The sequence below is a fragment of the Rhodococcus kronopolitis genome, assembly GCF_042654025.1.
GTDB lineage: Bacteria > Actinomycetota > Actinomycetes > Mycobacteriales > Mycobacteriaceae > Rhodococcus_G > Rhodococcus_G kronopolitis.
In genome coordinates, this window is sequence record NZ_JBHSFO010000003.1 from 120,217 (window position 1) to 132,665 (window position 12,449).

Consider the following 12,449-nt stretch of genomic DNA (forward strand, 5'->3'; position numbering starts at 1 on the left):
GTCGGATCACGGCTGCAGCCGCTCGGCGGACCAGCCGTCGGCGACCCGGGTGACGAGCACCCGGTTGTGCATCCGGTTGGCCCGGCCCTGCCAGAACTCGACGGTCTCCGGGCGGATCAGGAACCCGCCCCACTCGGGTGGCGTCGGCACCTCGTCGACGCCGGCGAACCGCGCGGCCGTCTCCGCGAGGCGGTCGTCGAGCGCGGCCCGGCTGTCGATCGGCCGGGACTGCGCCGACGCCCAGGCCCCGAGCTGTGAGCCCCGCGGGCGGGTACGCCAGTACGCGTCGGTGACCTCCGGCGCGACGCGCTCGACCGGGCCGCGCACCGTGACCTGGTGCGCGAACGCGGTCCAGGCGAAGGTCGCCGAGGCGTAGGGCGCGGCCGCGAGCTGCCGGGCCTTGTTCGATCCGTAGTTGGTGTAGAACACCAGGCCGTCCTCGGACAGCCCCTTGCACAGCACCGTGCGCGACGCCGGCCGTCCGGCCTCGTCGACCGTCGCCAGCACCATCGCGTTCGGCTCCGCGACACCCGCGTTCCGGGCCTGGTCGAGCCACCGGCGCAGCAACGGCAGCCAGCCCCCGACCAGCGCCTCCGCGCTCAGATTCGATTCCGGTACAGGGGGATTCGACCCCTGCACCGCGTACCCCACCCGCATCGCGGCGAGGTCCGCTTCAACGCTGGGCTGGTTCTCTGAATCGGGCGACACAGGCCGACACGTTACTCCCGGGTATGCCCTACCCAGATGTGCCATGCAAGGGGATAGAGTTCGTCGCAGACCGGACCCCGCAATACGTGGATTGCTCCCGCGATTCGCACCTCCGGGGTTACCAGTTGCGCAGCGTTCTGTGCCTGCAAACCAAGCACGCGCTCGCACGGCGGTGAAACTTAGTCAGTGGTGCGGCCCCGACCGGCGGCACTGAAGATGAGGAGAGTCCACTAACAATGGCAGCGAGCGCGGTAGTACCCGAGGATTTTGTGAGTGGACTCGAGGGCGTCGTCGCCTTCACCACCGACATCGCCGAGCCGGACAAGGACGGCGGCGCGCTGCGCTACCGCGGCGTCGACATCGAGGACCTGGTCGGCAACGGCGTCACCTTCGGTGACGTGTGGGCCCTGCTGGTGGACGGCAAGTTCGGCCAGGGCCTGCCGCCCGCCGAGCCGTTCCCGCTGCCGATCCACACCGGCGACGTGCGCGTCGACGTGCAGGCAGGCCTGGCCATGCTCGCCCCGATCTGGGGCTACGAGCCGCTGCTCGACATCGACGACGACACCGCCCGCGACCAGCTCGCTCGCGCCTCGGTGATGGCCCTGTCCTACGTGGCGCAGTCGGCCCGCGGCATCTACCAGCCCGCGGTCCCGCAGAAGGTCATCGACGAGTGCTCCACCGTCACCGGCCGCTTCATGACCCGGTGGAAGGGCGACCCGGACCCGAAGCACACCGAGGCCATCGACGCCTACTGGGTCTCCGCCGCCGAGCACGGCATGAACGCCTCGACGTTCACCGCCCGCGTCATCGCCTCCACCGGCGCCGACGTCGCGGCCTCCCTGTCCGGAGCCATCGGCGCGATGTCCGGCCCGCTGCACGGCGGCGCCCCCGCCCGCGTGCTGCCGATGATCGAGGCGACCGAGAAGTCGGGCGACGCCCGCGCGCTGGTCAAGGGCATCCTCGACCGCAAGGAAAAGCTGATGGGCTTCGGGCACCGCGTCTACCGCGCCGAGGATCCCCGCGCCCGCGTGCTCCGCGCCACCGCCAAGCGTCTGGGCGCCGAGCGCTACGAGGCCGCGGCCGCGCTGGAGCAGGCCGCGCTCGCCGAGCTGCGCGAGCGTCGCCCGGACCGTGCCATCGAGACCAACGTCGAGTTCTGGGCCGCGGTGATCCTGGACTTCGCCGAGGTGCCCGCGCACATGATGCCCGCGATGTTCACCTGCGGCCGCACGGCCGGCTGGTGTGCGCACATCATGGAGCAGAAGCGCCTGGGCAAGCTGGTCCGCCCGGCCGCGATCTACACCGGCCCCGAGCCCCGCACCGCCGCCTCCGTCGAGGGCTGGGACCTGGTCGGCAAGGCCTGACCACAGCGTTTCGCAGCACTCGATCCAGCCCGACGGCCGGGCCGCTCACACCGAGCGGCCCGGCCGTCTCGCACGGCCGTCTAAACTACCCCTACATCAGGGCCCCTCAACGCTTAGGACACATTGACCAATGGCTGACGCAACTGCACCGATCATCCCCGCGGACCTCAAGCCCGCCGACGGCCGTTTCGGCTGCGGGCCCTCGAAGGTGCGCCCCGAGCAGCTGCAGTCCCTGGTCGACGTCGGGGCCTCGGTGTTCGGCACGAGCCACCGCCAGAAGCCGGTCAAGAACGTCGTCGGCCGCGTCCGGTCCGGCCTGGCCGACCTGTTCTCGCTGCCCGAGGGCTACGAGGTGGTCCTCGGCAACGGCGGCACCACCGCGTTCTGGGACGCCGCCGCGTTCGGCCTGATCCGCGAGAAGTCGCTGCACCTGACCAACGGCGAGTTCAGCTCCAAGTTCGCCTCGGTCGCCAAGGGCAACCCGTTCATCGGTGACCCGATCGTCGTCTCGTCCGAGCCGGGCAGCGCCCCCGTGCCGGTCTCCGACCCGTCCGTCGACCTCATCGGGTGGGCGCACAACGAGACCTCCACCGGTGTCGCGATCCCCGTCTCCCGCCCGGCGGGCTCGGAGAACGCCCTCATCGCCATCGACGCCACCTCCGGCGCCGGCGGCCTGCCCGTCGACATGGCCGACGCGGACGTCTACTACTTCGCCCCGCAGAAGTGCTTCGCGGCCGACGGCGGCCTGTGGGTGGCGCTGATGAGCCCGGCCGCGCTCGAGCGCGTCGCCGAGATCAAGGCGTCGAACCGCTGGACCCCCGAGTTCCTCTCGCTGCCCATCGCGGTGGACAACAGCTCCAAGGACCAGACCTACAACACCCCGGCCCTGGCCACCCTGCTGATGTTCGCCGACCAGATCGAGTGGATGAACGGCAACGGCGGCCTGGACTGGACCACCAAGCGCACCGCCGACTCCTCCTCGCGCCTGTACAACTGGGCCGAGGCCAGCGAGTACGCGACCCCGTTCGTCGCCGATCCGGCGCACCGCTCGCAGGTCGTCGGCACCATCGACTTCGACGACAAGGTGGACGCCGCCGAGGTCGCGAAGATCCTGCGCGCCAACGGGATCGTCGACACCGAGCCGTACCGCAAGCTGGGCCGCAACCAGCTGCGCGTGGGCATGTTCCCGGCCATCGACCCCGAGGACATCACCCAGCTGACCAAGAGCATCGACTGGGTCGTCTCGCAGCTGGGCTGAGCTCACCCGCCCGAGCACTGACGACTGCAGCCCCCGACCTCGAAAGGTCGGGGGCTGCAGTCGTATCCGTGGGTACTAGCTGCCGAAGCTTCCCAGCACGCCTGCGAGCAGGCCCTGGACGAAGCCCAGCGGGTTGTCTGCGGAACCGCCGGCGGACGCGTCCTTGCCGCCGGTCACGGTGACCTTGACCGCCGCGATCGGGTCCTGGTAGTCGGTGTCGCCCTCTTCCTTGCACTTGGTGCGGACCTGGTACTCGCCGTCCGCGAAGGTCTTCGAGGTGCCGGTTCCCGACGCGTCGACCAGGATCTGGCCGGCAACCATCTTCGCGCCCTCGACGAGGAAGCTCTCGCCGACCTTCGTGGTCTTGTCGAGGACGGTGGCGTCGCCCGCGTAGACGGTGCCCTCGCACTTGACGAATGCCTTGGTGGTGTTCAGGCCGGTCATCGCGATGGAGATGGTGCCCTCGCCCGCGTTCGCGGTGACGGTCGCGGCGCTGGTGACGGCGGCGGAACCGACCGCCGGGGTGGCGATCATGCCGAGAACGGAGAGTCCGCCGACGGCGCCGACGGCGGCCAGGTGCCGCTTCATTGAGGTAGCCACGAGGCAGTTGTCCCTTTCGATCGGTGCGGCATCCAAAGAGTGCCCACACACATGTTTAGCCCGCCCTAAATTAGGACAGGCTAAACATATGCATGCGTACCGCCGGAGTCAACGGCTACGTCGGGCTACCCGGCGATGATCGCGTCGGCCTCGATCTCGATGAGCAGGTCGGGGGCGATGAGTGCACTGACCTCGAGGATCGTGGTCGCGGGGCGGATCTCCCCGAAGACCTCACCGTGCGCGAGGCCGGCCTCCTCCCAGCGGCTCATGTCGGTCAGGTACATGCGGGTACGGATGACGTCCGACGCGCCTGCGCCGGCCTCCTCGAGCGCGGCCACGATGCGGCGCAGGGCCTCCCGGGTCTGCTCCGCGAGGCTGTCGCCGCCGACTGCGCCGTCAGGGCCGGAGGCGGTGGTACCGGACACGGACACCTGCTGGCCGATCCGCACGGCGCGTGAGTAACCGATCTTCGACTCCCAGTCGGAGCCGGACGAGATGTTGTTTCGATTCGACATCCCGTGATTGTGTCAGGGCAGTCCGGACGCAGCGAAGCGCAGGAAGGGAACCAGCGCCTCGTCGCTCAGGTGCGGTCCGCTGACACCGGTGCCGTCGTGCGCCGATCCGACCACGTCCGCACAGCTCAACGCGAAATGCGGTCCGCCGCCGAGCAGCCCGGCGTACTGCGCCGCCGCCGCGCCGAAGACCACCCGACTGACCCCGGCCCACACCATCGCCGCGCTGCACATCGGGCAGGGCTCGCCGCTCGCGTAGACGGTCGCCCCGTCCAGTCGACTGCCGTTGCCCTCGGCGCACGCGGTGGTGATGGCGTCGAGTTCGGCGTGCTCGGTGACGTCGCCGGAGGTGGCGACCGAGTTGGCGCCCTCGCTGATCACGGTGCCGTCCGCCCCGACCGCCACCGCACCGAACGGCCGGTTGCCTGCTTCACCGGTCTCGGCCGCCAGCGCGATCGCGCGACGCAGATGCGCCCGGTCGACGTCGTCTATCTCGTCAACGACTTCGGGCTCGACACCTTCTGTTCTCGGCATGCCAGACCTCCCTGGAGGACGCTTCGGCCGTCGGGACGGTCCGGCTGAGCACGAGGGTGTTGTCGTCGTGCCGAGATCGCACGGTGCGCCCGAAAGCCCTTCTCCGAGCATATTCCCGACGGCGGCGGACCGAGAGGGAACCGGTGAGAATAGCGCGCCGGTAACCAGGTCCCGACACCGGCTTATGGGCGTGTCCTGCGCGTCGCGAATCACGAGTCGATTACAGTCCCATCCGCGGAGTATCGCGAGCGGCGCGATGAGGAGGTCATGGTGCGAGAGCTTCGAGTGATCGGACTCGAGCCCGGAGGTACACATGTCGTGTGTGCCGACACCGAGAGCGGTGAACGCTTCCGACTCCCGGCCGACGACAAGCTGAGGGCGGCCGCGCGCGGCGACATCGCGCGGTTCGGCCAGATCGAGATCGAGACCGAAAGTCAGCTGCGCCCCCGGGACATCCAGGCCCGGATCCGCGCGGGCGCGACCATCGAACAGGTCGCCGCCGACGCCGGGGTCTCCCTCAAGAAGGTCGAACGCTTCGCCCATCCCGTGCTGCTCGAGCGCGCCCTGGCCGCACAGCGCGCGCAGCGCGGCCACCCGATCCGCGAGAACGGGCCGACCGTGCAGACGCTCGCCGAGATCGTCGCCCTGGCCTTCCGGGCCCGCGGGCACAACCTCGACGACGCGGACTGGGACGCCTGGCGCGGCGAGGACGGCCACTGGGTGGCACAGCTGCAGTGGCAGGCCGGGCGCACCCGCAACGCGGCGCACTGGCAGTTCCAGCTCGACGCGCACGGCGGCACCATCGTTGCCCTGGACGTGGCGGCGACCGACCTGCTCGACCCCGACTTCGGGCGCCCGCTGCGCAGCCTGGCACCGGTGTACGAGGTCTCGTTCGAGGACACCGTCCCCGACGAGGAGCCGGAGACGGTCCCGGAGCCCGAGGTCGTGACCGAGTCGGGTTCGGACGCGGTCGAGTTCACCGCCGACGAGTACGACGAGGAGCCGGAGCCGGAGCCGGACGAGGCACCGACGTCGCCGTCGACCGCCGACGAGGCCCTGCCCAAGGTCGCCCCGCAACACCAGAGCGGACGGGACAAGAAGGGCAGGCCCTCGCTGCCGTCCTGGGACGACGTGCTGCTCGGCATCAGGAGCAGCGGCCGCGGCTGACGGCCCCACCGCGAGCCCGGGGAGGCCCGAGCGCCCGTGGGCCGACCCCGCCCGACGCCCCGGGTGCGGCACCCCGTTTTTCGGCACCGTCCGTCGTACGCTGCTAGCAACGGGACCGAAAGGCAGGTACGGGGCGTGCGGGGAAAAATATCAACGATCTGGTACGTCGACGCCCCAGACCCGGCGGCGGTGCTGCGCGCTCGACCCGAATCCGACGCCGACGCCGCCCAGGCACTGGTCGGCGCCCTCTACCCCCGGACGAACGTCGCCCCGCTGCGGTCCGGCACGCTGGCCGCCTCCACCGGCGTGGAGCCGGGCGAGGTGTTCGTCGGCAGCTTTCCCGACCTGACCGTGGTGTGCGGGTCGAACCTCGCGGTCCACAAGCCGTCGACCCTGGCCGAGTCCTGGACGCGGCCACTGGCTTCCGAGAAGACCTACCTCGTGTGCGCGGACCCCGAGCAGTCCTGGGCCTCGTTCGCGTACTGGGAGCGCGGCGAGCTGCGGCGCTCGTTCAGCGCCACGCCCGTCAACATCTACGAGAACCTCGGCCTGCCGCTGCTGTGGGAACGGTCGTACTGGGCGGGCGAGCACCCGCTGGCCTTCCCCGCCGGTGCGCTGCCCGATCCGCAGTCCCTGCCGTTCGACCCCTGCGAGTTCGCGGAGGCGGCGAACGCCGAGTGGCTGGGCTACCGCTACACCCCGCCGGTCCGTGACCGCGAGCTCGACCCGAGTGCGATCGGGCTGTGCGGGTTCGCCGTCTACCCCGAGGGCGAGGAACCGCCGTCCGGGCCGGCCCGTCCCCCGCTCGGCGCGGCCCGCCCCGGCGAGCGCGGGCTGCGCGGCTGGCTCCGGCGGCACTCAGCGAGCGCCGGCCACTAACCCCAGCCAGCCGACCGCGACGCCTGCCACCGCACCGACCACCAGCCAGCGCCAGACCGGCGCAGCGCGCCACTCCCACAGGGTCGGCGCCACCCCGGCCGCTACCACCAGGTTCACCACGACCGCCAGCAGCGGGTGCACCGCGATCATCGCGCCGCCGCAGGCGATCACCGCGACCGCGACGACGGCGGCCGCAAACCCCGCCACCACCAGCCCGGTGGCCCAGGGCGTGGTGTCCGCGGCGGGACCGCTCACCCGCCGGTCCTCACCCGTTCGTAGAACGCCATCGCGGCCGCCGTCGCCACGTTCAGAGAATCGGTCCCCGGCGCCATCGGGATCCGGGCCCGGACGTCGGTGTTCCGCATCGTGTACTCGGACAGCCCCGGCCCCTCGGCGCCGAGCAGCAGCGCCACCCGGTCCCCGGTCATCGCCTCCGCCAGGGTCACCGCGGACGGGTTCGGCGTCAACGAGATGATCTGAAAACCCTTGTCCCGCAGCACGTGCAGCCCACGGGGCCATTCCGGGACCCTGGCGAACGGCACCCGCAGCACGTGCCCCATCGACACCCGCACCGCGCGCCGGTACAGCGGGTCAGCACACCGGTCCCCGAACAGCACGGCATCCACCCCGAGGCCGGCCGCATTGCGGAACATCGACCCGATGTTCTCGTGGTCGTTGACGCCCTCGAGCACCGCGACGGTGCGGGCCCCCTCGAGCACCTCGTGCAGGTCCAGTTCCGGCGCCCGGTGCGCGGCGGCGAGCACCCCGCGGTTGAGGTGGAACCCGACCACCTCGGCCATCACCTCGGCCGTGGTCCGGTAGAACGGCACGTCCACGCCGTCGAGGTCCGCGGACAGCTCGGTGAGCCGCCGGTCCACGCCGAGCAGGCTGATCGGGGGGAAACGCGAGGAGAGCAGCCGCTGCGCGACCAGCACCCCCTCGGCGATCACCAGCCCCTTGCCCTCCGGCAGGTCCGGACGCCGGTCCGAGGAGTTGAGGTCGCGGAAGTCGTCCAGCCTGGGATCGGCCGGGTCGTCGATGTCGATAACGTGTACCACTCGCACCATCTTGCCGCACCACCGAACGCCGGCCGAGCGGCCTCCGCTACTCGATGGTGTTGACGATGGTGCCGATGATCGCCACCGACTGCCGCAGCAGGTCCCGCTGCTGCGGGTCCAGCTCCGTCAGCCGCGCCGTCATCCACTTCTCCCTGGCGCTGCTCTCGTCGGAGAGCAACGCGCATCCGGAGTCGGTGAGCGAGACGATGATCTGCCGACCGTCGGTCGGGTGCGGCGCCCGACTCACCAGGCCGGCGTCCGCGAGGGAGGCGATCACCCGGGTCATCGACGGCGGCTGGACCCGTTCCCGGGACGCCAGCCCGCCCGGCGTCATCGGCCCGTGCTCGGAGAGGCTGGACAGCGCAGAGAGCTGAGTCAACGAGACCTGGGAGTCGGCCCGTCGGCCCCGCAGATGGCGGGCAAGTCGCACAACTGCCAGGGACAAATCGCCGGCAAGGTCCCGTGTATCCATGGTCACCTCCGGAGAATACGGCACTCGTGACAGCTGTTTCAGGTAATTGCGTCGGTGATCGGGCCGACCGCAAAATAGGCCAGGAACAGGGCCGCGACCACCCACATCAACGGGTGCACCTGCTTGGCCTTGCCGCTCGCGGCGTGGATGACAACCCACGCGACGAAGCCGACGCCGATGCCGTTGGCGATCGAGTAGGTGAAGGGCATGACGACGATGGTGAGGAAGGCCGGCAACGCCACCGCGAACTTGCCGAAGTCGATGTCGCGGATCTGACCGATCATCATCGCGCCGACCACCACGAGCGCCGGTGCGGCCGCCTCGATGGGCACAACGGCGTACAGCGGCGTCAGGAACATCGCGCCAAGGAACAGCAGTCCGGTCACCACGTTCGCCAGTCCGGTCCGGGCGCCCTCGGCGATGCCCGACGCCGACTCGACGAACACCGTGTTCGACGACGCCGACGCACCACCGCCGACGATCGCGCCGGCACCTTCCACGACGAAGGCCTTGCTGATACCCGGCAGGTTGCCGTGCTCGTCGGCGAGGCTGGCCTCCTTGCCCAGGCCCGTCATGGTGCCCATGGCGTCGAAGAAGTTGGCCAGCACCAGGGTGAACACCAACAGGCTGGCGGCCAGGAATCCGATCCGAGTGAACGCGCCGACCAGGTTGACGTCGCCGACCAGGCTCAGGTCCGGCAGCTGCGCGAGGACGTCGGGCATGGCAGGCACGCTGAGGTTCCAGCCGCTGGGGTTCACGCCCTTGGACGGTCCGACGTTCGCGACCGCCTCGACGATCGCGGCCAGCACGGTGGTGACCACGATGCCGATGAGCAGGCCGCCGCGGACCTTGCGCGCCACCAGGACACCCATCAGCAGCACCCCGAACGCGAAGATCACCGTCGGCCAGGACGAGATCGAGCCGCCGATGCCCAGCCCGACCGGGACGGAGGTGCCCGCCTCGTCCGGGATCCGGCGCACGAAGCCGGCGTCGACGAATCCGATGAAGGCGATGAACATGCCGATGCCCGCGACGATGGCGGACTTGAGTTCGTCGGGCACGGCGTTGAACACCGCGGTCCGGAAGCCCGAGAGGGTGAGGACCACGATGATGATGCCGTCAATCACCACCAGGCCCATGGCCTCCGGCCAGGTGACCTGCGGCGCGATCGTAACGGCGAGCAGGGCGTTGATGCCCAGGCCCGCGGCGATGCCGAACGGGTAGTTGGCGATGATGCCGAACGCGATGCTCATCACGCCCGCCACCAGCGCCGTCACCGCGGCCACCTGGGTGATCGGGAGGATGTTGCCGAGCACGTCGGTCTTGGCGGCCGCGTCGTCGGCGGAGAAGCTGCCGAGGATCAGCGGGTTCAGGACCACGATGTACGCCATGGCCACGAAGGTGACGAGACCACCGCGAACCTCGGTGCCGATCGTGGAGCCGCGTTCCGTGATCTTGAAGTAGTTGTCGAGGAGCCTCGAGTTGCCTGCCATGGCCGTTCCTGTTCCAGTCGCCGAAGGTGCGCGTGCGCGTCGCACCAGGGAGGTTATTGCAACGTCGGCAGGTAGCGTGATTTCGGTGACCGAGACTCGCAACGATCCGCTCGTCCCGAAACGGCTCACCGACCCCCGTCCGGTGGTGGCGATCGGGGCGCTGGCGTGGCTCGTCGCTACGGCCACAGTGCTACTCGCCGGCGACCGGTGGAGCGAGGCCCTGCCGATCTGTTACGCGGGCCTCGCCGTCGGTGTGCTCGGTTTCACGCTCTTCCTGGCCCAGCGCCAGGCCGCGCGGCGCGGCAGCAAGGTCGCGCAGCGCGGCCTGGGCTAGTCGTAGGCCTCCCGGCCGGGACGGCCGGCGGTCAGCGCACCGGGACCGGGTAGATGACCTCGGTCTCGCCGTCCCGACCGCCCGACTCGCCGGGGTACACCTCGTCCTGGTTCGCGTACTCGTCGCTCGCCCCGCCGGGGGTGAAATCGCTCGGGGCGCCGTCGCCGGGTGCGACATCCTCCGAGCGCAGCCGCCGCCGCCACCAGATGGTGAACGCGACGGACGCCACGACGACACCCAGGAGCACCGCGACCGCCAGCCAGAACCGCGGTCCGTAGTACCCGGCCAGCACCATCCGCAGCGCGTTGCGGGCGTAGGTCAGCGGCATCAGGTCGTGCAGCAACCGAATCGGTGCCGGCATCTGCTCGATCGGGTACACACCGCCGAACGCGAAGATCTGGATCATCAGGGCACCCAGCGCGACGAACGTGCCGTTGACCGCCCCCAGGACCACCGTGAACACCCGGCCCAGCGCCACCGCGGCGGCACCGATCACGATCATCACCGCGACCAGCGCGAGCACGCTCGGCGGATCGGCCTTGGCGACCGTCAGCGAGACCACCGACAGCACCAGCGCGGCGACGAGGGTGACCGCGGCGGGCATCCGGTAGCGGCGCAGTCCCCCGCGCACGACGCTCTCGTCCTCGTCCTCCGCAGGCCGTCGACCGCCGCGCGGCCGGGCCACGAACCAGGTCAGGATGCCGACGAGGAACATCAGCACCGACATCACGACCGGCACCGCACCGGGCCCGAAGCCCGCCGCCACGAACAGGTTGTCCTCGGCGACCGCGACCGGCGCCGACATCAGTCCGGCCGTTTTCGCCCGCTCGTCCGGCGTGAAGTGCGGAACCTGCTTGGCGCCGTCGGCGAGACCGGCCGCCAGTTGGGCGCTGCCCGCGTCCAGCTGGCCGACGCCGTCCTTGAGCTGGCCGAGACCGGCGCTGAGCTCGGTGCCGCCCGCGTCGAGCTGGCCGAGACCGGAGTTCAGTTCCTGGGCACCGGCGTTGAGTTCGTTGGCGCCGGCGGCGAGTTCGCCGAGCCCGGTGTTCAGTTCCTTCGAGCCCGCCGCGGCGGACTCGAGGCCCCCGCGGTACTCGGCGTTGGGATCGGAGAGCTCGTGGGCGAGCTGCTTGGCCCCGTCGCGCAGCTGCTGCAGCTGACCGGCGATGTCCTCCTCGCCGGTCGGCAGGCCCGCCGCGAGCGCGGCGTCGAGCAACGGCGTGACGACGGTGTCGATCACCTCGCTGATCTGGGTCGCACCGGCGCCGAGCTGGTCCGTGCCTGCGACCAGCTGCGACATTCCGTCGGCGAGCTCGGCGGACCCCGCCGACGCCTCCCCGGCGCCTGCTGCCAGCTGACCGGTGCCGTCGGCCAGCTCACCGCTGCCCGCGTACGCCTCGTGCAGGCCGTTCGACAGCTCGACGCTGCCGTCGGAGAGCTGGGTGACGCCGTCCAGGGCCTCGCCCGTGCCGTCCGAGAGCTGACGGGCGCCGGCGGCGGCCTCGTCGAGGCCCTTGCCGACGTCGCCGAGCCCGACCAGCACCTGGTCGACGGACTGCTCACCGATGGACTCCGAGATGGCCGAGCGCACCTGCGCCATGACCGACTCGCCGACCGGGCCCGCCACCAGGCTGTTGTGGTCGTTGTAGACCACGTCGAGCGTCGCCTTGCTGCCGTTGCCGCTGGCCGCGCTGGCGATGTCCGCGCTGAAGTCCTCGGGGATCACCACCGAGAAGTAGTAGCGGCCGTCCTCGACGCCCGCCTTGGCCTCCTCGAGGCTGACGGCCTGCCAGTTGACGTCGCCGCCGTCGAGCAGCGCCGACTCGACCTCGGCGCCCGCGTCGAGGCGGGTACCGTCCAGGTCCGCGCCTGCGTCGGAGTTGACGATGGCGACCGGCAGACGGTTGACCGTGTCGCCCGGATCCCAGAGCGCCCACATGTAGAACCCCAGCAACGCCAGCGGCGCGATCACCAACGCGGCGAGAGCCAGTCGGGTCAGATGCATCCGTCGCGGCGCGGCGCCCGTCTCGACGGCGGCGGCTCCTGGCTCCATGTGGGGGCCCTTCCTGA

14 protein-coding genes are annotated in these 12,449 nt (G+C 70.7%); 5 read left to right on the forward strand and 9 right to left on the reverse strand.

What is annotated here, in order from left to right:
* Window positions 1–6 precede the first annotated feature (6 nt).
* Window positions 7–708 carry a pyridoxamine 5'-phosphate oxidase gene (gene pdxH / locus ACFO6S_RS07135; RefSeq protein WP_378415455.1) on the reverse strand — a complete coding sequence of 234 codons (702 nt, stop codon included), beginning with the start codon at window positions 706–708 and terminating at the stop codon, window positions 7–9.
* Window positions 709–944: 236 nt separating this feature from the next.
* Between pdxH and ACFO6S_RS07140 the strand changes: the two genes are divergently transcribed.
* Both ACFO6S_RS07140 and serC read left to right on the forward strand, forming a co-directional pair.
* A complete protein-coding gene (locus tag ACFO6S_RS07140) occupies window positions 945–2,072 on the forward strand; it encodes a citrate synthase 2 (protein ID WP_378415457.1) in 1,128 nt (375 codons plus the stop codon).
* 130 nt (window positions 2,073–2,202) lie between these two features.
* Window positions 2,203–3,330: a phosphoserine transaminase gene (serC, locus tag ACFO6S_RS07145; protein WP_378415459.1), complete on the forward strand. Its 1,128-nt coding sequence runs from the start codon at window positions 2,203–2,205 to the stop codon at window positions 3,328–3,330.
* A 75-nt stretch (window positions 3,331–3,405) separates the two neighbouring features.
* Here the strand turns inward: serC and ACFO6S_RS07150 are convergent, their stop codons facing one another.
* The 3 genes from ACFO6S_RS07150 to ACFO6S_RS07160 all read right to left on the reverse strand — a co-directional run bounded on the left by ACFO6S_RS07150 (window position 3,406) and on the right by ACFO6S_RS07160 (window position 4,976).
* Entirely contained in the window at window positions 3,406–3,930 is a 525-nt protein-coding gene (locus ACFO6S_RS07150; protein WP_378415461.1) for a hypothetical protein, read from the reverse strand.
* A 125-nt stretch (window positions 3,931–4,055) separates the two neighbouring features.
* Window positions 4,056–4,445 (reverse strand): RidA family protein, encoded by a 390-nt coding sequence (locus ACFO6S_RS07155; RefSeq protein WP_378415463.1) that lies wholly within the window; start codon window positions 4,443–4,445, stop codon window positions 4,056–4,058.
* Window positions 4,446–4,457: 12 nt separating this feature from the next.
* A complete protein-coding gene (locus ACFO6S_RS07160) occupies window positions 4,458–4,976 on the reverse strand; it encodes a nucleoside deaminase (protein ID WP_378415465.1) in 519 nt (172 codons plus the stop codon).
* A 270-nt stretch (window positions 4,977–5,246) separates the two neighbouring features.
* On the opposite strand from ACFO6S_RS07160, the gene sepH reads away from it, so the two are divergent.
* Complete coding sequence (gene sepH, locus ACFO6S_RS07165) at window positions 5,247–6,143, forward strand: septation protein SepH (protein WP_378415467.1); 897 nt, start codon at window positions 5,247–5,249, stop codon at window positions 6,141–6,143.
* A 135-nt stretch (window positions 6,144–6,278) separates the two neighbouring features.
* Complete coding sequence (locus tag ACFO6S_RS07170; RefSeq protein ID WP_378415469.1) at window positions 6,279–7,022, forward strand: DUF6928 family protein; 744 nt, start codon at window positions 6,279–6,281, stop codon at window positions 7,020–7,022.
* On the opposite strand, the gene ACFO6S_RS07175 is transcribed toward ACFO6S_RS07170, so the two are convergent.
* From ACFO6S_RS07175 to ACFO6S_RS07190, 4 genes are read right to left on the reverse strand one after another with little or no spacing between them, the layout of a single operon-like run.
* Window positions 7,002–7,277 (reverse strand): DUF2537 domain-containing protein, encoded by a 276-nt coding sequence (locus tag ACFO6S_RS07175; protein ID WP_378415470.1) that lies wholly within the window; start codon window positions 7,275–7,277, stop codon window positions 7,002–7,004. The two genes, ACFO6S_RS07170 and ACFO6S_RS07175, sit on opposite strands and share 21 nt — an antisense overlap.
* On the reverse strand, window positions 7,274–8,080 hold the full coding sequence (locus ACFO6S_RS07180) for a TrmH family RNA methyltransferase (RefSeq protein WP_378415472.1): 807 nt from the start codon (window positions 8,078–8,080) through the stop codon (window positions 7,274–7,276). Before ACFO6S_RS07180 ends, ACFO6S_RS07175 begins: the two co-directional genes overlap by 4 nt.
* Window positions 8,081–8,126: 46 nt before the next feature.
* Complete coding sequence (locus ACFO6S_RS07185; protein WP_378415474.1) at window positions 8,127–8,558, reverse strand: MarR family winged helix-turn-helix transcriptional regulator; 432 nt, start codon at window positions 8,556–8,558, stop codon at window positions 8,127–8,129.
* Between the two features lie 32 nt (window positions 8,559–8,590).
* A complete protein-coding gene (locus ACFO6S_RS07190; RefSeq protein WP_378415476.1) occupies window positions 8,591–10,045 on the reverse strand; it encodes an NCS2 family permease in 1,455 nt (484 codons plus the stop codon).
* A gap of 85 nt (window positions 10,046–10,130) precedes the next feature.
* On the opposite strand from ACFO6S_RS07190, the gene ACFO6S_RS07195 reads away from it, so the two are divergent.
* A complete protein-coding gene (locus ACFO6S_RS07195) occupies window positions 10,131–10,379 on the forward strand; it encodes a DUF2530 domain-containing protein (RefSeq protein WP_378415477.1) in 249 nt (82 codons plus the stop codon).
* Window positions 10,380–10,410: 31 nt separating this feature from the next.
* Here the strand turns inward: ACFO6S_RS07195 and ACFO6S_RS07200 are convergent, their stop codons facing one another.
* Window positions 10,411–12,432 (reverse strand): YhgE/Pip domain-containing protein, encoded by a 2,022-nt coding sequence (locus ACFO6S_RS07200; protein ID WP_378415479.1) that lies wholly within the window; start codon window positions 12,430–12,432, stop codon window positions 10,411–10,413.
* Window positions 12,433–12,449 lie beyond the last annotated feature (17 nt).